The sequence below is a fragment of the Clostridium sp. genome (genome assembly GCF_032576335.1).
Classification (GTDB): Bacteria; Bacillota; Clostridia; order Oscillospirales; family Acutalibacteraceae; genus Faecalispora.
Genome location: NZ_JAWFXC010000015.1, coordinates 1 through 20,931, shown reverse-complemented (window position 1 = coordinate 20,931; position 20,931 = coordinate 1). Strand labels below are relative to the sequence as shown.

Genomic DNA, 20,931 nt, shown 5'->3' with positions numbered 1-20,931 from the left:
ACACATATATAATGAAAAGGAATTCTTAAATTATTTTTCAAAAATATATTGACAATACGTCTCTAAAGATGTATTGTATAATCACAAGATAACGAGAGGGGAAAAACAAAATGACAAAGCTAACATTAACACAAGAGGCCTATATCCAAGGCAACAGCGAGTCTTTCCTCCGCAAAATTAATAGTGACGGTGTTGAGCAGTCGGACGGATGGTGTGGCGTATACTTTGAAGCACAGGCCACTGATAACGACGGCAACGAGTATACAGTGTATTGGATACCCGTAGAGGGTTTTGACCCGCAAGACCAAGATTATGGCGACGCTTGCGATTGGGATGCACCGGTTATGATACTGGATGAGCACAACAAAAATGTAATTGGGGCGGTTGAGATTTAATGCTTATACCAATTGCAGAGTATGCAAAAATGCACGATAAAGCCATCACAAGCGTAAGGCAAAAAGCGGCTCGTAAAGGTTTTGAGACTGCTAAAAAAATGGGCAGAGATTGGTTTATAGACTCCGACGAGCCATATCCAGACAACAGAGTAAAAACAGGTAAATGTATCGGTTGGCGTAAATCATCAGATAAATAAAAAATCCCCACTGGTCAGATTTTAAATCCGTTCAGTGGGGATAAGTTTTGTCTATTGATTTTTAGCCCTCTGGATTGCCGCAAAAGCTCCGTTTGCAGAGGTGGACACAATTACCGCATTAAACGGTATAATCGCCCACGTGGCAGCTTCAGCGCCACCATTAAACAACGTAGCAAGTCCAAGCAGTAGCACTGCTAAAATATAGCTTACTAATTGAGTAGGTACGTTTTTAAAAATCTCTTTAACCGCTTGTGTGAGGATACCTACCGCCGTAGTGCAGCCCGCAAGAGTGGCGAGCATAGTCCATGTAAAAAAGCTATCCATATGTTACTCTCCTTTAACATTAAAGTTGCAGCTTTTGATTTGTCCTGCTGCTGATACATCTATGTGAGCAAAGCCGGGTTTTATTGCCTTAACCTTGATTTTGTACCCACGGAACTTGCCATCTTTGTAATCTGCCACCGGCTCCCCTACGCTGATAACGTCCCGGCCTGTTGTACGTACGGTTGGCTTATCCATGCAGCGTGCCAGCACCTCGTAGGTGTCTTTGTCGCTGTTAAATATTAAATCTTTGCTACTGGTGTCAAGCATAAAGCCAACAATAGCAGGCGCGGCAGCTTTATAAGATACGCCGGTATACTTGGCTACGCCTTTAGCAAGAGCGTCTGCAATCTTGTCTGCGTTGTACCGTGCCATGTCGTCTTGACTATCTAAAAAACCACACTCTGCTATTACTGCCGGAGCGTTGGTCTCTCGGATGACTCCAAAATAATCTTTGCCACCTGTACCAGCTTTTGTCTTTACGCCCCTATCTCGATAGCCAAGGGATACAAGCTCGGTTTGCAAGGCCGCCGCTAACTCGCGGGATTTCCCACCAGCAAGACTACAAAACACCTCTGCACCGTACCCGCCACCACCGTTTAAATGGATGCTGATAAATAGGTCTGCTCCCCACTTGTTAGCCATGCGGGCGCGCTCGTCAATTCCAACGTCAACATCGGTTGTGCGGGTCATTGCTACTGTATGTCCAGCTTGCTTTAAGAGAGCCTCTAGTTTAAGGCTAATGTCAAGCGTCAGGTCTTTTTCCTTGCGGCCTAAAGCTACTATTCCGGGCTGTACGCCGCCGTGGCCTGCATCAATCCAGATTTTCATACTATCTTCCCCTTTACTGATTCTCTGGTTTCAAGAATAATAACTCGGTTTTCAAGGTTTGAGATTGTACCTTTCATTTCTGCCATTTCTTTGTTTATTCCTGAAACTCCGCTCTGTATTCCATCAAGTTTAGTGTTTATTACACCTTTCCACTCTGAATCGTCGGTGATTTTTTTATCGCGGCCTGAAAGCCATCCAGCCAACGCGACAAAGCACATGATAATTGTAATAATGTAGCTAACTGCTTCCACCCGCATCAGTCCTTTTTGATGGATTTTGAGAGTATTAAATCTAGCCTTTTACGGCGCAAATGTATAGCAAAAATAATTAAAGCACCGGCAGAGAATGATAGCGGGGATAAGATGGACAAAAAAATAAACACCTCAATACGACAAGTGTCATAAGTAGTAAAATGTCTCTCTATTTGTGCTTGCTTTTTTTCACCGATGCCGTCAACCTTGGCTACATCTTTAATATCGGAGTAAGGAGCGTTTTCTAGGATTTTAGCCTTAGTAACCTCGCCTACACCTGATATATGGGTATCCTCCCAATCTGCTGCTGTCATTTGGTTGATGTTAACCTTAGCTTGTGTGGCTGTATAGATTGCTCCACACAGCCCAATAACTACCAAGCAAATGCCGATTTTAAACCATTTATGTTTCATTTTACACCTCCGGCTGAACGTAATCCTCACCACAAATCTCTTTGTACTGCTCCGGAGTAATCCAGCCAAGAGTTACCGCTTTTTTAAGTCCATCTAGTGTAAGCGAGCCGTTATTGTAAAGTCTCTTTAAAGTGTCAAACATATTAGCCATCATAATGCAACACCTCCATTTAAAATACTAAGTAATATTAAATCTATCTGATCTTGAAAAGAGTCAATTTGAACTTCTGTGTAATTTTTTTGAGCCAATGTAAAACACATTCTTTCTTCGTTAGTTCCCTCGGTTCCGTCCGTGGTTGGTATATAAATTTGCCGGATTCTCGGCCCATCTGCTAAATGGATAAAGCCGTCTTTAGGATTCTGTGATTCTTCGCTTATCAAGATGATATTTTTAGTTTTATTTACATCTTTGAGTAGAGTGTATAGTGCATCAAAAGCAATTGTTTCTTTTGTAAGCTCAACCTCTATTGCTGCTCTTACAGAATTTTGATAGTTTACGGTTTGAGAATTAACAACAATTGTGCTTAAAACTGTTCCATCTGCAAATTTCATTTGATTCATGTTGTCCTCCTATACTGTTTGTTTCCATGTACCACTTTGTTTTACATAGGCTTTCGTTACCGGTTTCCAGACTCCACTTTGTTTTACATAGGGTGTAGAGTTTTTCCACGCACCATCAAAATGCACAGGTATATTAGGTGCAGTATTCCAAACAAATTCGTAGTTGCCATTTGTATTAGGGCTATCAGATACCAAGATTTCAGAATTCAAATTACAAAGCGGGCGGACACCCCTATAGCCGATGTACGCGTAGCTGAACGTCAACGTACCAGTGGAATGGACATAGCGGACGTAGCAGGAATCGGCGGCATAGGGCGTTGAGAGCCAATAATACCAACCCGCGCCCGTGTTGAAGCTTGAATTGGTGTAATTGCTGTTCGCCACGGCTTCGGCGGTCGGGTAAGCAACACGAGAAGCGTCATTGCTGAAACCCGCTAAAAGCGTTCCCTCTGCCACGCCCTCGTTGGCAAGCCCTACCTCCGTTACGGACGCAAGAAAGAATTTGTCCGTTACGGTTTCCGTTCCGCCGCCATCCGTTACCGTGTTTTTTACAACGGTACGGGTGGTTGGCAAAATAGTTGCTTTGAAAGCGGCTGACAAGCCCGTCATAAAGCCCGATTCTGTTTCGTATGGGTTATACCCGCTCGACACGTTTGCGGCGCTTGGCGGCGCATCTGCGCCGTGCTGTGCGGCGTACCACGCGGCGGCTTCGCTGTTGAGCCAACACCGCAAGTTGGCATAAAGATAACGGTTGTTTCCGTATAAACGTCGGTTACTGTCACTATTAGATGCTTCCATTGCGTCAAAAGCTTTGATACAAAGGATTTTATCTGATATAAGTGTAACAGAGTTTACCGGGTATCCCGTATGATTTTTTGCAACCACTTTAAAAACAATAGGTGCCCCATAGCACAAGCTTGTAGTATCAACAACTTTTGCTCCAACTGATAAATTACTTAATGCTTGTGGCACAATTACACCTCCACTTGTAACCAAATGTCGCCGTCACTTCCACCTGTTGGCGTAGATGTTGAAATGGTTATGTTGTGTAGGACCCGGGTTGTTCCGTTTGGTATGTTATCAAGCGTTACCGTGCCCCACTCAGTGGCGTAATCGCTGTTACTTGCCTTGCGTAAAAACTGACCTGTGGTTCCTCCAGCAACTACGCCCTGCCCTGTTTCTCCAGTTGAACCGGTATCGCCTTTATCCCCTTTGGGTATCGTAAAATTGAACACAGCTTCATTTTCTGTACCAGAATTTGTAACGGAAACACTGGAACCCGCTGCGCCGGTTGAAACTGTTCCTACTGATATTGTAGCCGCTGTCCCAGTATCGCCTTTTACGCCTTGCGGGCCTTGCAACTTACCTATATCAACCCATTGTGATGTGCTTGTATTCCAAAGATAAATTGTATTATCTTCTGCTGTTCCAACAGAATAAGCATCGCCGGCGTTACCGGTAGGGTGTGCTGCCTGTAAAGCAGATAGCGTTGCATAAAGCCCTAAAACTATAAACGAAGTGCCGTCATCTCCTTTAGCGCCGGTATCACCTTTTACGCCTTGCTCGCCTTTGTCACCTCGCGGTATAGTAAAATTAAACACTGCCGCTGCGGATGTTCCGACGTTAGTAATTGACGCACTTGTTCCAGCCGCTCCTGTTGACACAGTACCTACTGTAATGGTAGCGGCTGCACCGTTTTCGCCGTCCGCTCCATTTAATCCGCTATCTCCTTTTGGACCCTGAATTTGCCCGACGTTTATCCAAGCGCTTGTGGGAATATCCCACTGATAAACATTGTAAGGGATAGTTGTTCCAACAAAATAAGCATCGCCTGGCTGTCCTGTTGGATGAGCAGTTTGTAAAGCAGATAACGTGTTGTAATGTCCTAGTACTACATAAGCAAGGCCAATGTCATCAAAAGCGTTGGCTATACGGTCTTCAAGGTTGTTTAGCGCCACGTCACTAACTAAATCACCCTCGTTATAAACTTCGCCCTCTGCCCGCTCAGTGTCATATTGGTTTGTTGTTCCAGTTGGAGTTAGATTAATACGTCCGGGGTGCTCTACGCTGCGTCCAACCCATGTTTTAGGTGTAAAAGCCATTTAATCACCCTTTCTTAATTGCTGCACATTCCGTTGTTTTGCAGCATTGATATTATTGAGTTAACTCTTGATACCGTTGTTGGCAGATCAGCCGATGCGCTTAACAATGATATTCCTTGTCTCGAAACAGCCGAGTGACCGTAAAATCCGAGTGAACTTCCGGTGTGTCTGCTTGTAAAGTTTGTAGCTGTGGTTGCGGTAGTTGCTGAATCTGCATTGGTTGCAGTGCTTGCTGTTGTAGCGGTATCTGCTGTTGCTGCACTTAGTGCTTTTTGTGATACTTGCCCGGCCGAATTAAGCGTAGCCACACCGCCCGCAGCGCCTTTTTGCGTAAGTGGTATATACTCAACTGGCGCGGTAGGAGCGCCAACAGAGCCTAAAACGATGTAAGTACCGCTAATGTTGAGCATTACAACCCTGTCACTTAATGTTGGATGATAATCTTGCATCACCGTATAAGATTTATCGCTTGCGGTATCCTCACCCTCAAATTGCACCGACACGCCCTCGCTGCCTATTGCGGTTATTGATGCTAACCTATAAGATACGTCTGTCATAAATTCACCAGCTTTTTTGCTTTATGTGTCATTGTCGTACTGTCTAAATCGATTTCCCAATTTATTTCTGTTGTGATGCCGTTATACTCCGGTATATTAATGGCGCATACATCAAATAGGCCGTGATTAGCTTCTATCGCTGTCTTAAACGATATTGTTTCAATCCCTTGCATTGCTTCAAAAGCTGATTTGTTTACTGCGTTTTGTAAGTCTGTTTGAGTAGCGATGTTATCAAAGGAAAGCACTTCAACCTTGCGTTGTCCGGTATAAACTGTGGAAGTTTTACTCATTGGGTTATCATTTGTAAACTTAGCCACTAATGGCTCTGGTAAATCCGGGTTAGACACAACGGCAATCCAAATGTTAGGTATCTCAAAAAAATTGCTTTCTACGTTCGTGTTTGGCTCTATGATGCTTGCTTGGCCTGATTGATATATGTGGTCTATGTTGTTTGCGCTCGGTATTTCGTACCTTGTAAGCCGCGCTGTACCGTTTAAATCGATATACAAATCGTTAAAACTCATTTCAGACAATAACTGATTTACAATTGTAATTTTAGGTGTACCAACATCCCAATCGTCACGGTCAGACTGCAAAACTGCGTCAGACGTATCTGCTACAATTTTAGTAATACCAGAAGAAATCAAAACACCCTGTATCGCTGTTAGATACAAGGTGCCTGATTTTAAGTTTAATCGCTCTGTGAGCTTATCGTTTTTAGCAAGGATAGACAGGTCGTAAGCTTCAAAGTTTTTTAGTGTTTCGCCGCCATTGGTTGCTTCTTTTACATATTGTGGCAAGTATGTTCCAAGGTAATATTCTGTCCCATTGTCAATCAATACAGGGCGCAACCGATGTTTGTACCAATCTATTGCGCTGGAATCTTTCACTGTGCCTGTAATCGACATTTTAACATCAGTTGCTGTACCGTCGAAGTTAACCTCAACACCTAACGCTTGCAGTTCCCCTATTTTAATTTCTCCGTTAAGTACATCAAGGCGATAGCTAAGATTTCGAATTCCACCGTCATACATAGTCTATCGCCTCCACGTAATCCCTTTGCATAACAGTAAAAGAAACCGTCACAATGTTTTTTATAGCGCGGGTCATAGTAAAGCCTTGTGCAACCCCGCGTATGATTGTGCCATCGTTATACCGTATTAAAATAGGTTTTCCGGATTTTACCCACGCGTTTAGTTTATCGTAATTACTTTTGACCATTGAATATTCCAAAGGCCATGTTGTTTCGTAGTGCTCTGTTATGTCATACACCGGCTGTGCTCTACCGCTAAAATAATGAGAGTTATATCCTTTTGATAATTGCTTTTGCGGTTGCGGTTTGCTTTCCAAACGAAACGCTAAAGGAATAAAATCGCTTGGATTATCTTCCGCCGCTAGTACACCATATTTAATGCTTGGAACAGCGTATACCGTTGGAGAATCATAATAATTGCCGTTTCTTACAACCCTTAGAACATATTCAGACATACCGGCAGACGCGTAATCAATATAAAAATCTCCATCAACAACAGCGATTGGAATACCATTGCGTAGCAAAAACCTAGTTCCCTCTGCTGGTTTTGGCTCGTGCGTTACATAAAACTCACCTACATACATTTCATTTAGATACACCGCATTTTGTATGTCTGGTAGCCCTACATCTATACGCACGCCGCCCGAAACTACGGTAGCGGTTATTACATCCTCACCGCTAATTGGAACATTTTTAACGTTAACACTTACTGACGTATACTCACTCCAAAGCCCTTGTGAGTTTTGCACCCTTAGTTTAATGGTGTATTGCCCATCAGTAAGATATCCAGAATAAGTGTAGGATTTGTCAACACCAAAACTATAAATCTTCTCTGACCCAATTATTAGTTCGTATGCTTGCTGACCTGAAGATTGCCAGTTTATAACCATTTGGGGAATTGTGGAAACACTCATTATAATAGGTGTATGTGGTCTTGCTTGTACGATGTTTGTTGCGCTTTCTGCGTAAGTGCCGGAAACATTATCCGTATTATAGGTGCGTACTCTCCATACAAAGCTACCAGCTTCTAGTGTATTTGCAGGTATCGTGTCTGCGCTTACTGCTGATATTACATGAGATTTTAATGTAACCCAACTACCATATTGCTTATAATCAATGTCATAAGCATATTGCGTTGATCCTGTATTAATATCGTGCGCCCATGTTAACGCAATGGGTGATGCAGCATCAAGATATGACGATTGCGGAGATTTTATAATTGGGGCATTAGGAGTAGCATCGGTAGTGGTAAAAGCTGCCCATTCGGTCCAATTTGTTTCGCCACCATCAGTCCCAATTTTTGCCCGCCATTGGTAGTTTTTGTTTTTTGCTACGGCACTACTTGGCACGCTCCAATCTATACGGCTGGCACCGTTTAAATTTTGATTGACGCTGACTTGATACTGTGATACAACGCCGGATACTACTTCCTTAATCTCATAAGTTATTAAATTTGCAATAGGAGATACAAAGAAATAAGACTCTTTAAAAAATACAGAAAACGTATTAGATTTAGACGGGTTTACAAAACCTCCAGCGTTTGGAAACACCGAAGTTGTCTCTATTACACCGTCAGAAAAAGAAATTGAAGCAGTAAGAGAATCGATATTGAGTCTATACCTGTTTCCAACGTCATCTTCTGCGCTAACATCGTTTCCAAGCTCAAATCCAATAAAAAATAGTTCTAGCAAACTTTTGTTAGCAACGTCTCCATATTTACCTTTATATCCTGATAGAAATGGTGTGAACTCAAATTCGAATACGGGGGTAAATTTTCGGCTTGGCTGTTCTGGTATAGCGTCAAACACTTTGTTTTTAAAAATAACATCTAGGACACCGTTAGTAGGCCTGTTATTCCAGTTCGTGGTGTTTGAAAACGTTTGATTTATCCAAGAAAAAGACCCTCCGCAGTTAACCGTGGTTCTTGATTCTACCCATACGTTGGAATGCCCACTGATAACAAAATTGACGCTTTCAACTGATTTCTTACGATATAACGTAGGTATATCGGTAATTTGAAATTTGAACAACGTTTTATGGTCTCTACCCCAAACCGAATTACTACTTAGTTGTTCATTTGGATAGTCTCTGTTTATTCCACCAATCACACTTGGGGTTACAGTTAAAATTGCCACTTATCCCGTCACCCCCTGCACTCCCATGCGTCTTTGATTTTTTACCATGCGATACACGTCATTAAATTCCTGTATTGTTCTTGCTTCTATCATTAGGTTTTCAATGATATAAGTATCTCCACCAGACGGATAAACGCCATTAGGATATACTCTGCTACCGCGTGGTAAATCCACAATTTCGGGACCATACTCACCGACTAAAGCGCGGCCGCCCGGGTGATTGTTTGTACCTTTAGCATAAGCCGGTATACGATTATACGCTCCTTTTGTTGATGCGTTGTTCACCTGACCGTTTATTTTATTTACGCTACCATTTATACTGCTAAATGTTTTTTCAACTTCGCCGCTTTTGTTGGTTAAGACTGCAATTAGCCCTAATATAGCAACCAATCCAGCAACCACCCCTAATATAATTAGCTTAGTTTTATTAGCCGCAAAATCAAAACCTGTAAAGAAGTTTTTTACATCGCCTCCTAACGAAGTAACTTCTTTTATTGTTTTTACTAACAACAAAATTGAAGCAACAGTTCCGGTTATTACTATAATCGACTGTAATACCGGCGCCGGGATTTTAGATATTGCTTCGAACAAAGCAGTAAGTATCGGTATTAACGCAGTAGCCATTGAATTACTAGTTGCTTCAAGAACCTTATTCCACTTTACCATTGAATCATCTAAGACATTGAAATTATTAATCGCATCGTTATTTAAAATATAGCCCATTTTACGAGCTTCTTCGGCATAGCCTTTGATTCCATCGCTACCCTCTAAAATAAGATTGTTTAAAGACATTGCAGACTTTCCGAAGATAGCCATAGATAAAGCATCACGGTCAGTTTCGTTTTTTATCTTTCCTAAAGCATCAATTGTATTATAAAAAACTGTTTCACTGTCTTTTAATTGCCCGTTACCAGTCTTTATGCTGACGTGCAGTTTTTTGAAAGCTTCTGCCGCGTCGCCAGAACCCTTTCTTGCGGAGTCCATGTTTTTGGTCATTTTTGCAATGGATGAGCCAATATCCTCTGCCGATACTTCTAAATATTCCGCAGCATAATTTAATTCTTGGATTTTATCCGTTGACATTCCAGTTTTATGCGATAATTCGTCTATTTTCCCTGCCGCTTCTGTTGTCCTCTCTGTCGCTTTATATAGTGAAAAAACGATGCCTCCTAATACGGTTGCTAAAGCAGCTCCGCTCTTGGATACACCGTCTAACTTAGTCACCATTCCTTGCAAAGCGGGTGGTATTTCTAAACCCGCAGCATTAGCCAACCCTCTAACAGAATCACCTAGAGAGCCTGTTTTTTCATCCGCTCCCTTTAATGCCTTTTCATTATTAGAGAGTTCTTTATTCATACCATCTAGTTCGCTTTGCGCTTTGTTGAGAGCATCTTTAAAGTAAAGTGTACGCTGGTCGTTTTCCCCGTATTGCTTTGCGTTATCTGCTAATCCTTTTTTAAGCTCATCTATTTTGCTTTGTTGGTCTGTAATGCTGTTTGTGAGCTGCTCGTTAGAATATGTCAGCCCGTCAGTGGTTGTTTTGCTCTCATCTAACGCTTTTTGATTATTTGATAGCTCATCATTTAATTTAAAAAGCTCGGCCTCTGCCTTATTTAAAGACACTTGCCAAGCCATTGTTCGTTTATCTGATTCTCCGTAATCCACCGCCGCTGAATTTAGCGCTTTACGCAAGGTATCAACTTTTTCTTGTTGGCTAGATAGTTTTGATTCTAAAGCTTCCTGTTTTTTGGTGAGAGCTTCAACCGATGAGCCGCTAGAAGCATACTGTGCTGTAAGCTTTTGTAGCTCGGAACCGTTTACCTTGAGACCGGCATTGATGCTTTCTAAGGCCTGTTTAAATTCCTTTTCACCGTCTACCTTTACTGACGCACCAAAAGTGCTGCTGCCTTTTGCCATTTTTTCACCTCAACAATAAAACTATCTAAGAGTTTTTCTAATTCATGTTTTGCTTAATAACTGGTAAAATCTTCTACTTTGTGATATTATTTATAAAAAGGAGGTACGCGGAATGAAGATAGAAGGCGGACAAGGAAAGTTTCTATTTTTGAAAGAAAACGCTGTTAAAATAGTGAAAATTAGTACTTTCGCTTCGGATAAAATAAAGGTTATTCCTTTCAATCAAATAACCGGTGTGGATATAAAAAAGCCCGGAGGATTCTATAAGGGATATATACAATTTCAAACCGCTGGCCAAACCTCACCTAACAATTCAAATTCATCAAGTGGCGGAATTCGCGATGCAGTTAATGACGAAAATTCAGTATTGTTTGTTGGCGAAGAAAATTATAAGACCGCTTTAAAAATCCAAGACATTATTATTAGATACAACAAATCTGATACGGTATTATCTTCCGCAGATGAAATATATAAATTTAAAAAACTCATGGATGATGGGATAATCACAAGAGAAGAGTTTGAAAAAAAGAGAAATAAACTTTTGGATATTTGAGGGTGCGAAATTAATCGCACCCTTTTAATCTATGCTTTCTAAGTCGTTGGTTTTTGCTCCGTTATAGTTACAATGCTCGTCGTATTGCTCCAACAGTTCTTTTACTGTTAAATATCTGCTTTCTCTGCGAGTATACCTTAATAATGTGACTGCCCAATAGTCAAGCCGAGGAAATGAAATCAGTTCGCCGCTTTTTCCGTCTGCATCAAACTCGCTACTGTCGTCAAATCCTCGGCTGTCACGTTTCCCGAGTCGCCTAAACTTTCGTTAAAAGCGTCAACCACAGCTTGTGAGATTTTGCCGCTTTTAAAGTCGCCCATAGTAAGCAACATTCCGGCTTGCTGTGGAGTGATTTTTTTTGCAACTTCATTGTTTAAATATGCGTTATACTCTGCGCCCTCGCTGACAAGCAAAGCGATAAGCCACGTCATTTCGCCAAAGTCGGAAAGCTTTTCTCCGAGAGCCGCAATGCCTCCAACGCCTTTGTACCTGTCTTGTACCTCTTTCATAACGTTAAGGTCAAACAAGATTGGGTATTCTTTGTTTCTCAATTTAATAGTGTGCATATCAAGCCCCCGTTGTAAAGCTAACAACTGCGCTAAGCTGCTGCGCGTAAGCATCGGTCACGTCCATTACAACTAAGTATTCTGTTGATGCAGCAAGCGCGGCAGTAGGTGTGATAGCAAGCGTCTTTTTTCCACCGCCGAACACCTTAGTAGCAGGAATCACGGCGTTTGTACTGGCATTGATCAGCGTCGCGTTACCGTGGTCAACGACATTGCTAAACATAAGAATAATCGGGTCGGTTTTGTTTACTCCGGTTGCACCATTGACGGGTACGCTTGTGTGGGTAAACTCCGGGATTTCTCCCCCCATGTTCATTTCTGCCGCCTGCCACGCAAGAGCCTGTGCTTCTGTATCAAAAACTGCTTCTTTTTGGTACTCCCCATCTGCTGCGCGCATGATTTCTCCGTTTAATTTAATGCCGGACAATGCTGTTGTATCGGTTTTAGAGTTATATGACCCTCCAGGTGGCGCAAACTGTACTCGCGTCAATTCTTTTACCAGGAATTTGTTTTTACCGGAAACTCTTTCCGGCACAATTATACTGTATTTCAAATAAGGCGGGCTATCTTCCGACCCGTAATGAACAACACCGTCTTCATCAATTCGGTGTCCTCCGATTTCCGCGTTAGTTGTATCTGTAAGGTTATCCATCTCTGTTTCTAAAGTTCCACCCGTAAACTCGGTTACCACTTCTGCTGTTCCGTCGTCCGCATGGTATTTTGCCGGTGCAGCATTGATTGTAATTGTTACGTTAGCCGATTTCCCAAACACTTTTCCGATTCCCATGGTTTCAGTTTCTGTGCCATCCGGGTTCTGCGTGACCGTATAAGGGCAGTATTTAGGGTATCTGCATCCTTTAAATGCCATAATTATACCTCCGTATTTTCAATATTTACATTAATTGAGACGTGATAAAATTTCGTGTCTTGCTCATATTGTTCCGGGCCGATTTTCACTCTAAAACCGACGTGTTGCAGCCTCTGTTTAATTTCCTTAATCAAAGACTTGTAATTACCTTTGCAAAACACATCCACCGTTCCGTAAGTGTTGCCTCCGACCGGTTCGTCGTCTGCAAAATACTCGTCTTGATCGAGGTAGGTGTAATAAGTGCAGTAGCACTCGCCTTTTTTAGCTGTGTCCAGAACCAAAGGAGCGATATTTACCGCCTTGCTGTTATGGAATAAGCCAGACAGTGCAGATTCAATAATTGGATTTATATTCATTCTTTCGTACCCTGTAAAAACTCATATCTCATGCGGCCTTCTATTTTTTCTTTGCTGGATTCGAGAGCTGTACGCACATTAGGGGAGGCCGCCTCTTTGCTTGTGCCGTATTCCATGTGTAAAGCAATCTGTGAGTAAGGTACAGGCTTTTTACGCTGTACAATAGCTCCATCATCACGTTGTAAGGTCTTAGAGCGGCCTTTAAAATACACCTTACAACGCCATACTTGGTTTTTATCCTTTTCAGGTTTACCTACTGTAACAGATTTTTCAAGCCCACCGGTGCGGCTATGTTTCGCTATGTTTCGGAGCACTTCTTCTGCCAACACTTCCGCGCCGCCTTTTACCATTGCGGGGGCTACTGTGTCAAGCCTGCTTCCTAACTGTCGGATTTGCTTAATAATGTCATCCGGCATTTGTGCTGTCATTTTAGCCACTCTGTACCACCCCTAAATCCGAGCAGGTAAGCTCTATTTGGTCAGAGTCTTTAGGATTAACGTAAGTTCGCTGTATCTGGTATTTTCGCCCTTGATGCAACACTCTTGTTGGCTCATAAACTGCTCCGTTTACCGCTGTATAACTCGCATACTCAAAATCTTCAACGCGAGTCTTAAACACCGTTACCGCGTTTACACCCGACTGCATACTTGCGTAAAACTCACTGCGCTTTACAGATTGCTTGTCTGCATAAACCTCCGTGCTATGTTCCGCCTCCTGCGGGTATCCGTCCGGGTCTTTCCCGTCGTTTGATACTGCGATAAGCGTCATTATATCCCGATACATTACCCGCCGCCTTTCATGTTGTAATCTGGCGACACCGACAATGAAGCCTTTTGGAACTCATACGCTTTCATAAATTTTTCGCTATCCTCGCTGTATCCAAACATCCCTTTTGCATAAAGAATAACGGCCCGCTGAATTAGCGGGTCGTCATCTTCTGCTTTATTTACATTGGACAGTTTCAAGTCCATTTTGCAAGCGTCTATGATAGGCTGTACTTCGTCATCGTCAAACGCACTGTTTCGGATACGTAGGGCGAGTTTTACGCGGTCGAAAAGCGTTCCCGCCATATTATCACCCCATTAAGGCTTCTTTTTTGTGACCGTAACCAGACTGTTTTTATCGATAACTTTACCATCAACCAACATAACTGCCTTGGTCACTTGGTCGTCTGTATCGTTGTCCTCATACCGTTTAATTGTCACCGCATAATTGGTGTTAAGCACATAATCTTCGGGGCGGAAGAGGAATGCAACAACGGTATCCGCCGCTACAGTGTCCGCATAACTGGCCATGTAATCGTTTAATACCACTCTACGGCCAAGAAGAGTTCTTTCGGGTGAACCACCAATTCCGTAATTAGTACGTGCAATTGGTTGTTTTTGGTCATCTACCATACTGATAAATGCCATAAAGGTCTTTTTGGTCATAAACCAAATCGCGCCGTTTTCGTACGCCATCGGAAGCGCAGCCTCTGCGTCGGTCAGTGTGCTGTATGCTAGCTTACCAGCGGCGGCAACATCAACATTTTGACCAGTAACTACCGTTTCCGTGAGAATTCCTTTAGGCTGTGTAGTACCGTTGCCACTGATGATTGCCTGTTCCAAAGCTTTTGTCATAGCCTCAACAACGTTTGCAATAAAGGTCGTTTCAAAGAATCCAAGGGAAACAACAGAAACTTCCAACGACATGCTGATAGCGCAACGTAGCTTGAAATAAGTAAACGTGATACTGCCGGTAGTCTTTTTCTGCCTGTCAGAACCCGCACCCTCGGCTACCCATGTAGCAACCGGTTTAACCGCGGAAGTTGGGATGGACAATCCACCCTGATACGCGGTATGTGTAACCAGAGGCAGAATCATTCCGGTAGATTCCAGTTTTTCAACGATACGCTGCATGATGGTTGTAGGAATTACCGTGCCTACATCAGTAGTTTTTGTGTTAGCATCGGCATTCTGGAACTTTGCAGGAATCGCAGTTCCTTTCAAAACGTTTGACATAAATGCCTTACGGTATTCCACCGAATCAAGAATATCCTCCGCCTCTGCCTGTGCAGAAACAACGGTGGAATCAACCACGCGGCCTGCGCCTACCGCTGCAAGGTCAACAATTCTGTTGTTATCTCTCAAAGCGTTTAGGTTAGCTTGTGCTTTCGCTTCTGCTTCAAAACTAGCGTCAAGGGTTTCAATTTCTTTTGTCTTAGCAGCTGCATCTTCCAGTTTACCGGTAGTAATGCAATCCTGTGCGGCATCAACAAGAGACTTTCTTTGTGCCAAGTATTGTTCTTTATTCATTCAGTTCACCTTTACTTTCAATAAATTTAATTTGGCCTGCAAAAAATCCGCCTGCTTTTCAGCCTGCGGATTCTGAACCTGATTTCTTAACTTTTCAATGGTATCTCGCGGTATCATTCCGTTACCATACGATGCCGCTAACTGCGGAGAGTCAGCAAACATCACCTTATCAACCAACTTTTTCTCAACAGCCTGTTGTGCTGTAAGCCACGTTTCCACGTCCATAAGCTTTAGTGCATCTTCTTCACTCATGCCCGTTTTACCAACGTAAGCAGCCGCAATGGTTTTGTTGGCCTGTTGCAATATATCCGATTGTTTGTCCATATCGTGATAATCACCGGATGCGTAAGAGGATACGTTATGCACCATCATCATAGCAGTAGGTGACATGTCCGATTTGCCCGCCATTGCAATTACAGACGCAGCAGAAGCGCACAGACCAACAATATGAATATTTACTATTCCTGTGTAATTGCGTAGCGCTGTGTAGATTTCGGAGCCTGAGAAAATATCACCACCACCGGAATTAATATCAACGTCAATTGGTTGTCCGTTTGCCTTTTCCAGAGCGTCAGACACATCACGCGGGCTTGTAGCATCAATACCCAACCAGTCATAAATCCATTTATCTCCGTTTGGGATAATGCTGCCTTTTATGTTAATCTTCAAACCTTATCACCTCCTTGTACTAACGCGGTATCCAGCCTGCGTATTGGTTTATCGCCGCCGTCAATTGGCCCGAAGTTAAATACGGCGCGCCACTCGTTTGGAGCCATTGCTCCACGGTCAACCATTGCCATTAACGCAAGTTTGGTTTGCATACTAGCGTACTGCAAATTTGAGGATTCAAAATAAATTCTGTTTCCAACACCGCGTTCTCGGCGAGAAAACAACTTTCGTGTGAATTCGTTGCTAAGCTGAATTGCGACTGGTTCAATTTCCGATTCAAAATAAGCATTCCACTCATTTTCGTCATAGTTTGATTGTACGATTTTTTCGTTGGTATTGAAGAAAGAGTATATGCGCTTGGTAGTCCTGTCCATTTGTGCAGCGTTCGGCACGTAATCTTTTGGGTCAACCCTGATTGCTTCGGCTTTGGAATCCACCGCAGCAACTCCTACGCTATCACTAGCGTTACTAAGGTAATTGTTAGCAAAGTCTGTCGCTTGTTGCCTCAAATCCTCCGGCCGGATATTGGTTGCAAATTTCAGTAACCACTGTATCACGCTAGAATTTTTAATCGCCTTAACAATACCTTGGTCTGTTGTGTTAACAATTTCCATTAACGGGAGCAGCGCGGGCACAGGAGATTCACCAAAAATATCGTTTTCGTTGTAGTCTTGTCGCAGGTGGATAACGTCCGTATAAGGGAAAGTGCTGCTCTTCCCGTTGCGATACAGAAATTTCAAAAACAACGTCCCGTCATTGTTGTAAATAGCATCCGTCTGTATTGTCGGAACTGGATATATTTCCGTAGGGTATCCGTTGTCATCGCGGAGAATTACAGCAAAAGCGTTATTGTTAAGGCATAGCTGTGTAGCAAGCTTTTCCTGCATCATCTGTCCGGTCATGTACGGATTAGGCTCTTCCAGCAAAAACCTGATATATGGCTCTGGATTGATTTGCAGTTTCTTTCCTGCTTGAGTAACAGTTTCCCGAATATGTTGAGCAACCATTTTCCCAACCGCTTTTACTTTTGGGCGTATGCAGGCGCGGATTATATCCGAGCGATACAAATTACCGTCCCAAGAATAAAACCCGTTACCAAGATTTTGCACCATCCGGTATCGGGTTTGAGTAGGACTCCTATTATTAAAAAAGCGTTCTAAAAATCCCGTGTTAACCACCTACTTTTAAGGTCTCTACCTTTGAAATTAAAGAATCAAAAACAATTACCTTTTTACCTAGCTTTTTCGATAGCCGTTCCTCGAGTTCGTCAATTTCGCTTTTACCTAATCGGCCGTTTGCATAAACCGCAATAATCTCTTGCTCAATTTTGAGAGACAGCGTTGGCGGGGCTGGTAATCGTGTGCTATGTGGTATGTCTTTCATAAATATCACCTCATATCATACTTTGGTATTCTCCGAGTTTGTCCTGCAACACAACGTAAGCGTCAAGCAGCGCCGCCGTTCCGTCTATCCTTTTGCGCGGGCTGCTAGTCTTAATCGGCTGGATGTTATCGTTTCTGTCAATGTCTATCGCCGTGTTGGCTAGACACCATTTGTCAATAGGATTGTTGTTGTAAATAACCAGTTTGCTATCAAGGTCTGCCCCCAGCTGCTTCATGGGCGAGGAAAGAGTCTTTTTTCCCTGAATAACAGGAATCATACTTTCCTTGCCAAATTCATTTTTCATCTCTTCTACCCAGTACGTCGATGACCACGAATCAAACCCTGTCCACGGAATATAAATATCAAACTCGTTTTGCACTTCTAAAAACCACTTTGTAACAAAATCTTTATGCACTTTGTTTCCCGGGGTGGTTCTCATGAGTCCGTTTTGCACCCATATGTCGTATGGTATCTTATCTTCTTTGGTGCGTTTTTCTAACAGTTCTTCCGGCAGCCAGTACATTTGAAGCACGAACACATTCTGACAACCGGGAACCATAAACGTTACCTTTCCAGCTGTAAGGTCAGTAGTTTCGGACAGGTCAGACCCTCCGATTCCATACTTAGGATACGGCAACACCTTAACTTCAACACTGTTTGTTTCCGGGTCTATGTGATTCCAGATAAGCTTTCTGTTTTCTTTGTCCAGTACAAAGGTATCGGTGTTATTAAGTTGTTCAAACGTCAGCCAAGCTTCTGTTGTTGTTTCTCTGATGTTAAATTCTTTGCATACAAGGTTTTTGACGAGCAAAGGATTTTCTTTTGCCTTGCGAACCTTTTCAGCAAGTTGAGATAGACTTTTAATCGTACCTAGCCCCGGGTTTGCTTTTTTCCAGCAGTTAGGGTCTACCCATTCTTTCCGGCTGTCCAACTCATAGATAAAGGCGATAAAGTGCTCATCGTGATAGCCTACGTCGTCAAAATACCCATTGATTACCCGTGTAGCCTCTTCGTACTTTTCGTCGTAAATATCTTCTCGCACAGTTCCTGCGGTGGAAGTGATAAAAATGAGTGGTTGTTCGCGAGCAGTAGTGCCGTCTGCCATGATGTCGTATAGAGCCTTACCTTGTTTCCATTGGTGTATCTCATCCATTAGGCAGCAATGCACATTAAGCCCGTCAAGAGTGTCGCTATCGCTTGCTAGAGGTCGGAAAACACCATCATTAAAATCACAATACAGTTCTGATACAAGAGGCTTTATACGCTTACGCAGTGCCGGTGATTTCTTGACCATAAGCTTTGAAGCAAGCCAGATTTTTTTAGCTTGGTCTTTCTTTGTTGCCACTGCATAAATTTCCGGCCCCGGCTCTCCATCTGCTACAAGCATGTAATCGCCTACTATGGAGGCCAGTAGAGATTTACCGTTTTTCTTTCCGATAATGAGTATTGCTTCACGATATTTTCGGATTCCCTCTATATTCACAAACCCGAATATCGCCGCGAGCATTGCCTTTTCCCACAATTCCAGCCTTACAAGCTTTCCGCCCTCTTTGCCTTGATAGTTGTGGCAGTAGTTTTCTGAAAATTCAAGGATATGGTTTGCGCGTTTTACGCTATAAAAATACTCGCCCGGATGTTCAACATCGTAGACAAGTTTTTTATATGTTTTATATATTTTTAACCCTACAACTTCTTCGCCCGATTCGATTTTTGACCAGTATTCCAATATTGGGTTATAGGATAGCGGGTAACTGTTCAAGTGTCCTCACGCCCTGCTACAAAACCAGTAAAGCCATCGTCAGATTCCGGCTTTTGCTCTTCTTTTGGCAGAAGTCCAGTAAGCTGGTTGATGGCCTTTTGGTAGCTTGCGTTCATGGTGTTGTATAGGTCGGCAATCGGGCGTTTGCGGTCGTAGGGTTCTTGCATGCCTTGGGAAAACTTCTCGGTAAAACCGTTTAAGTCAATGTCCGCCTCCATATCTTCGAGCGATACCCGCATATAAGCAGCTCTTTGTATAAGGCCCTGCACAGTGCCCTGCTTTTTATCGTCTATATCGGAGTAGATTTTTTCAAGTCTTTCCTTTTCCTCGGTGATTCTGTCTGCTCGCGTTTTAACAGGCTTTTTCGCCACGGTATCACTTCCTTTTATTTGGGGAGGGGGGTCACACGAAAACCCCGTGTATTATTTGGAGGGTCGGCACCGGTTAACTCTCTGAACTGTCCTCACTTTTCGAGGGGGGGAGTGGATAAATTTGTCCATCGTCTCCGAAAACATACGAAAAAGTTTCCTCGGCCCCGTGATGCTCGACGTTATGACAATCTTGACACAGCGCTTCGAGGTTATCAAAGCTAAGAGTTATATCAGGATTGTTTATGTTGTCTGGTGTTATGTACCTCTTGTGATGGATTATCTTAGCTGGTGTTATAATCCCTTTCACTAAACATCTTTCGCACAATGGGTTAGCAGCAAGATAAGCCTTGCGGCATTTCCTCCACGGATTGCTTATATAAAACCATCTAGCATATTCTTTCATCGTTGTTGCTTATTCCCAAACTTTAGCCAAATCCAATTAGCCAACTTATCCATCAATTTGATAAGCAAGCTTATAACGTACATAATCCCAAATACAGCCGCAACACCGACAAATAAACCCAGCACAAAATTTATCATCAAATAAAACAAAGTTAACCCCATCCTTTTAACGTGAACGTTTAATGAATATTAATTGCACACCATATCCCAAATATCGATGTGCACAATATTACGACGTGTGCCCATATTACTTCTTTAGTATATAGCGCGTTTTGTATTGCTCCAAAAATAAAAATAATAAGGATAACTATAACTACATACTTTATCATTATTGCGCTATCTCCTTTATGTAACAAAGAAGCGCCCACCCTAAGGCAAGCGCTTGACTATGTTTGGTTACTAGGCAATCACCTACAATAACCATTTGTGTGAGGCAAAACCCCCACAAGTATCTAAACGCACCATATAAACCAATTAATGCCGGCTCTTAGCCCTATCCGCTTGGATATGTGAGGATTTAACGGTACGTTTGTGTAGTGCCACCTCCCGGCTTTGCTCCGGTAAGCCACGGCTGTTGCTGTGCTAGGTGGTATGTGTGCCGGTCTTTCCCGGCTGCCAGTGATTTGTATGTGATATTTCGTGTGGTACACCGTTAGGGATTCGAACCCCACTCCATTGCAACCTGCATCGTGTGCACCGATGGATTGCAACGAACGTTTCCCAAGCTACGTCAAAACACGGTGTATGTGTGCCCCACGGATGATGCCGCAGGGCTATGAATGGGGAAAGGAGATGTACCCGGTATTACCGCCCCGGGCAGGCGGAGAAAGGAGCGGCGACAAGCTCATGAACTCTTTGCCGCATGTTGCGCCCTAAAGTGCCATACCATCAGGGCGCTTATTCAAGGAGGTTTCCGCTATTCGGATGAACCATAAAACACAATATGTTGTGTAGGTATAACTCTACAATTTAATTATATCACTATATAAACGAACAT

28 protein-coding genes are annotated in these 20,931 nt (G+C 42.9%); 3 read left to right on the top strand and 25 right to left on the bottom strand.

All coding sequences use genetic code 11. From position 1 onward, the window contains the following. The first annotated feature begins 110 nt into the window (after window positions 1–110). Entirely contained in the window at window positions 111–395 is a 285-nt protein-coding gene (locus tag E7L17_RS13195; protein ID WP_316323606.1) for a hypothetical protein, read from the top strand. Then, the gene (locus E7L17_RS13190; protein ID WP_316323605.1) at window positions 395–592 is read left to right on the top strand and encodes a hypothetical protein; all 198 of its coding nucleotides are present in this window, start codon (window positions 395–397) and stop codon (window positions 590–592) included. Before E7L17_RS13195 ends, E7L17_RS13190 begins: the two co-directional genes overlap by 1 nt. Before the next feature lie 51 nt (window positions 593–643). On the opposite strand, the gene E7L17_RS13185 is transcribed toward E7L17_RS13190, so the two are convergent. From E7L17_RS13185 to E7L17_RS13130, 12 genes are read right to left on the bottom strand one after another with little or no spacing between them, the layout of a single operon-like run. Further along, window positions 644–916, bottom strand: coding sequence for a hypothetical protein (locus E7L17_RS13185; protein WP_316323604.1), 273 nt, complete (start codon window positions 914–916; stop codon window positions 644–646). Between the two features lie 3 nt (window positions 917–919). Next, entirely contained in the window at window positions 920–1,744 is an 825-nt protein-coding gene (locus tag E7L17_RS13180; RefSeq protein ID WP_316323603.1) for an N-acetylmuramoyl-L-alanine amidase, read from the bottom strand. Further along, the gene (locus E7L17_RS13175; RefSeq protein ID WP_316323602.1) at window positions 1,741–1,995 is read right to left on the bottom strand and encodes a hypothetical protein; all 255 of its coding nucleotides are present in this window, start codon (window positions 1,993–1,995) and stop codon (window positions 1,741–1,743) included. Before E7L17_RS13175 ends, E7L17_RS13180 begins: the two co-directional genes overlap by 4 nt. A 5-nt stretch (window positions 1,996–2,000) precedes the next feature. Then, complete coding sequence (locus E7L17_RS13170; RefSeq protein ID WP_316323601.1) at window positions 2,001–2,408, bottom strand: helix-hairpin-helix domain-containing protein; 408 nt, start codon at window positions 2,406–2,408, stop codon at window positions 2,001–2,003. A 1-nt stretch (window position 2,409) separates the two neighbouring features. Continuing rightward, entirely contained in the window at window positions 2,410–2,562 is a 153-nt protein-coding gene (locus E7L17_RS13165; protein WP_410470673.1) for an XkdX family protein, read from the bottom strand. Then, window positions 2,559–2,969, bottom strand: a complete 411-nt coding sequence (locus E7L17_RS13160) for a hypothetical protein (RefSeq protein WP_316323600.1) — start codon at window positions 2,967–2,969, stop codon at window positions 2,559–2,561. Before E7L17_RS13160 ends, E7L17_RS13165 begins: the two co-directional genes overlap by 4 nt. 9 nt (window positions 2,970–2,978) lie before the next feature. Continuing rightward, window positions 2,979–3,941: a DUF6273 domain-containing protein gene (locus tag E7L17_RS13155; RefSeq protein ID WP_316323599.1), complete on the bottom strand. Its 963-nt coding sequence runs from the start codon at window positions 3,939–3,941 to the stop codon at window positions 2,979–2,981. A 2-nt stretch (window positions 3,942–3,943) separates the two neighbouring features. After that, complete coding sequence (locus E7L17_RS13150; protein WP_316323598.1) at window positions 3,944–5,071, bottom strand: hypothetical protein; 1,128 nt, start codon at window positions 5,069–5,071, stop codon at window positions 3,944–3,946. Between the two features lie 14 nt (window positions 5,072–5,085). After that, window positions 5,086–5,628 carry a hypothetical protein gene (locus tag E7L17_RS13145; RefSeq protein ID WP_316323597.1) on the bottom strand — a complete coding sequence of 181 codons (543 nt, stop codon included), beginning with the start codon at window positions 5,626–5,628 and terminating at the stop codon, window positions 5,086–5,088. Then, complete coding sequence (locus tag E7L17_RS13140) at window positions 5,625–6,662, bottom strand: hypothetical protein (protein ID WP_316323596.1); 1,038 nt, start codon at window positions 6,660–6,662, stop codon at window positions 5,625–5,627. The genes E7L17_RS13145 and E7L17_RS13140 overlap by 4 nt, the downstream gene beginning before the upstream one ends. Continuing rightward, window positions 6,655–8,796: a hypothetical protein gene (locus E7L17_RS13135; protein WP_316323595.1), complete on the bottom strand. Its 2,142-nt coding sequence runs from the start codon at window positions 8,794–8,796 to the stop codon at window positions 6,655–6,657. Before E7L17_RS13135 ends, E7L17_RS13140 begins: the two co-directional genes overlap by 8 nt. Next, entirely contained in the window at window positions 8,797–10,713 is a 1,917-nt protein-coding gene (locus E7L17_RS13130; protein ID WP_316323594.1) for a hypothetical protein, read from the bottom strand. 112 nt (window positions 10,714–10,825) lie between these two features. On the opposite strand from E7L17_RS13130, the gene E7L17_RS13125 reads away from it, so the two are divergent. Next, window positions 10,826–11,266 carry an SHOCT domain-containing protein gene (locus tag E7L17_RS13125; RefSeq protein ID WP_316323593.1) on the top strand — a complete coding sequence of 147 codons (441 nt, stop codon included), beginning with the start codon at window positions 10,826–10,828 and terminating at the stop codon, window positions 11,264–11,266. Window positions 11,267–11,445: 179 nt separating this feature from the next. On the opposite strand, the gene E7L17_RS13120 is transcribed toward E7L17_RS13125, so the two are convergent. The 13 genes from E7L17_RS13120 to E7L17_RS13060 all read right to left on the bottom strand — a co-directional run bounded on the left by E7L17_RS13120 (window position 11,446) and on the right by E7L17_RS13060 (window position 19,935). Further along, window positions 11,446–11,832 (bottom strand): hypothetical protein, encoded by a 387-nt coding sequence (locus E7L17_RS13120; RefSeq protein WP_316323592.1) that lies wholly within the window; start codon window positions 11,830–11,832, stop codon window positions 11,446–11,448. A gap of 1 nt (window position 11,833) precedes the next feature. Then, on the bottom strand, window positions 11,834–12,700 hold the full coding sequence (locus tag E7L17_RS13115) for a major tail protein (RefSeq protein ID WP_316323591.1): 867 nt from the start codon (window positions 12,698–12,700) through the stop codon (window positions 11,834–11,836). Between the two features lie 2 nt (window positions 12,701–12,702). Then, entirely contained in the window at window positions 12,703–13,056 is a 354-nt protein-coding gene (locus E7L17_RS13110; protein ID WP_316323590.1) for a hypothetical protein, read from the bottom strand. Continuing rightward, a complete protein-coding gene (locus E7L17_RS13105; RefSeq protein ID WP_410470676.1) occupies window positions 13,053–13,484 on the bottom strand; it encodes an HK97 gp10 family phage protein in 432 nt (143 codons plus the stop codon). The genes E7L17_RS13110 and E7L17_RS13105 overlap by 4 nt, the downstream gene beginning before the upstream one ends. Window position 13,485: 1 nt before the next feature. Beyond that, window positions 13,486–13,839 (bottom strand): head-tail adaptor protein, encoded by a 354-nt coding sequence (locus E7L17_RS13100; RefSeq protein ID WP_316323588.1) that lies wholly within the window; start codon window positions 13,837–13,839, stop codon window positions 13,486–13,488. Further along, on the bottom strand, window positions 13,839–14,126 hold the full coding sequence (locus E7L17_RS13095) for a head-tail connector protein (protein WP_316323587.1): 288 nt from the start codon (window positions 14,124–14,126) through the stop codon (window positions 13,839–13,841). Before E7L17_RS13095 ends, E7L17_RS13100 begins: the two co-directional genes overlap by 1 nt. Before the next feature lie 12 nt (window positions 14,127–14,138). Continuing rightward, complete coding sequence (locus E7L17_RS13090) at window positions 14,139–15,350, bottom strand: phage major capsid protein (RefSeq protein ID WP_316323586.1); 1,212 nt, start codon at window positions 15,348–15,350, stop codon at window positions 14,139–14,141. After that, on the bottom strand, window positions 15,351–16,019 hold the full coding sequence (locus E7L17_RS13085; protein ID WP_316323585.1) for a head maturation protease, ClpP-related: 669 nt from the start codon (window positions 16,017–16,019) through the stop codon (window positions 15,351–15,353). It lies immediately after the preceding gene. Beyond that, window positions 16,016–17,131, bottom strand: coding sequence for a phage portal protein (locus tag E7L17_RS13080; RefSeq protein ID WP_316323624.1), 1,116 nt, complete (start codon window positions 17,129–17,131; stop codon window positions 16,016–16,018). Before E7L17_RS13080 ends, E7L17_RS13085 begins: the two co-directional genes overlap by 4 nt. A 58-nt stretch (window positions 17,132–17,189) precedes the next feature. Continuing rightward, entirely contained in the window at window positions 17,190–17,402 is a 213-nt protein-coding gene (locus tag E7L17_RS13075) for a hypothetical protein (protein ID WP_316323584.1), read from the bottom strand. A gap of 10 nt (window positions 17,403–17,412) precedes the next feature. Then, a complete protein-coding gene (locus tag E7L17_RS13070; protein WP_316323583.1) occupies window positions 17,413–19,161 on the bottom strand; it encodes a terminase large subunit in 1,749 nt (582 codons plus the stop codon). Then, complete coding sequence (locus E7L17_RS13065) at window positions 19,158–19,532, bottom strand: hypothetical protein (RefSeq protein ID WP_316323582.1); 375 nt, start codon at window positions 19,530–19,532, stop codon at window positions 19,158–19,160. The genes E7L17_RS13070 and E7L17_RS13065 overlap by 4 nt, the downstream gene beginning before the upstream one ends. 73 nt (window positions 19,533–19,605) lie before the next feature. Then, entirely contained in the window at window positions 19,606–19,935 is a 330-nt protein-coding gene (locus tag E7L17_RS13060; protein ID WP_316323581.1) for an HNH endonuclease signature motif containing protein, read from the bottom strand. Between the last annotated feature and the right edge of the window lie 996 nt (window positions 19,936–20,931).

Bases quoted from the DNA above. Each gene is read 5' to 3' on its own strand.
- E7L17_RS13195 (WP_316323606.1), top strand. From the start codon at position 111: ATGACAAAGCTAACATTAACACAAGAGGCCTATATCCAAGGCAACAGC.
- E7L17_RS13190 (WP_316323605.1), top strand. From the start codon at position 395: ATGCTTATACCAATTGCAGAGTATGCAAAAATGCACGATAAAGCCATC.
- E7L17_RS13185 (WP_316323604.1), bottom strand. From the start codon at position 916: ATGGATAGCTTTTTTACATGGACTATGCTCGCCACTCTTGCGGGCTGC.
- E7L17_RS13180 (WP_316323603.1), bottom strand. From the start codon at position 1,744: ATGAAAATCTGGATTGATGCAGGCCACGGCGGCGTACAGCCCGGAATA.
- E7L17_RS13170 (WP_316323601.1), bottom strand. From the start codon at position 2,408: ATGAAACATAAATGGTTTAAAATCGGCATTTGCTTGGTAGTTATTGGG.
- E7L17_RS13165 (WP_410470673.1), bottom strand. From the start codon at position 2,562: ATGATGGCTAATATGTTTGACACTTTAAAGAGACTTTACAATAACGGC.
- E7L17_RS13160 (WP_316323600.1), bottom strand. From the start codon at position 2,969: ATGAATCAAATGAAATTTGCAGATGGAACAGTTTTAAGCACAATTGTT.
- E7L17_RS13150 (WP_316323598.1), bottom strand. From the start codon at position 5,071: ATGGCTTTTACACCTAAAACATGGGTTGGACGCAGCGTAGAGCACCCC.
- E7L17_RS13145 (WP_316323597.1), bottom strand. From the start codon at position 5,628: ATGACAGACGTATCTTATAGGTTAGCATCAATAACCGCAATAGGCAGC.
- E7L17_RS13140 (WP_316323596.1), bottom strand. From the start codon at position 6,662: ATGTATGACGGTGGAATTCGAAATCTTAGCTATCGCCTTGATGTACTT.
- E7L17_RS13130 (WP_316323594.1), bottom strand. From the start codon at position 10,713: ATGGCAAAAGGCAGCAGCACTTTTGGTGCGTCAGTAAAGGTAGACGGT.
- E7L17_RS13125 (WP_316323593.1), top strand. From the start codon at position 10,826: ATGAAGATAGAAGGCGGACAAGGAAAGTTTCTATTTTTGAAAGAAAAC.
- E7L17_RS13120 (WP_316323592.1), bottom strand. From the start codon at position 11,832: ATGCACACTATTAAATTGAGAAACAAAGAATACCCAATCTTGTTTGAC.
- E7L17_RS13115 (WP_316323591.1), bottom strand. From the start codon at position 12,700: ATGGCATTTAAAGGATGCAGATACCCTAAATACTGCCCTTATACGGTC.
- E7L17_RS13110 (WP_316323590.1), bottom strand. From the start codon at position 13,056: ATGAATATAAATCCAATTATTGAATCTGCACTGTCTGGCTTATTCCAT.
- E7L17_RS13105 (WP_410470676.1), bottom strand. From the start codon at position 13,484: ATGACAGCACAAATGCCGGATGACATTATTAAGCAAATCCGACAGTTA.
- E7L17_RS13100 (WP_316323588.1), bottom strand. From the start codon at position 13,839: ATGTATCGGGATATAATGACGCTTATCGCAGTATCAAACGACGGGAAA.
- E7L17_RS13095 (WP_316323587.1), bottom strand. From the start codon at position 14,126: ATGGCGGGAACGCTTTTCGACCGCGTAAAACTCGCCCTACGTATCCGA.
- E7L17_RS13090 (WP_316323586.1), bottom strand. From the start codon at position 15,350: ATGAATAAAGAACAATACTTGGCACAAAGAAAGTCTCTTGTTGATGCC.
- E7L17_RS13080 (WP_316323624.1), bottom strand. From the start codon at position 17,131: ATGGTGCAAAATCTTGGTAACGGGTTTTATTCTTGGGACGGTAATTTG.
- E7L17_RS13075 (WP_316323584.1), bottom strand. From the start codon at position 17,402: ATGAAAGACATACCACATAGCACACGATTACCAGCCCCGCCAACGCTG.
- E7L17_RS13060 (WP_316323581.1), bottom strand. From the start codon at position 19,935: ATGAAAGAATATGCTAGATGGTTTTATATAAGCAATCCGTGGAGGAAA.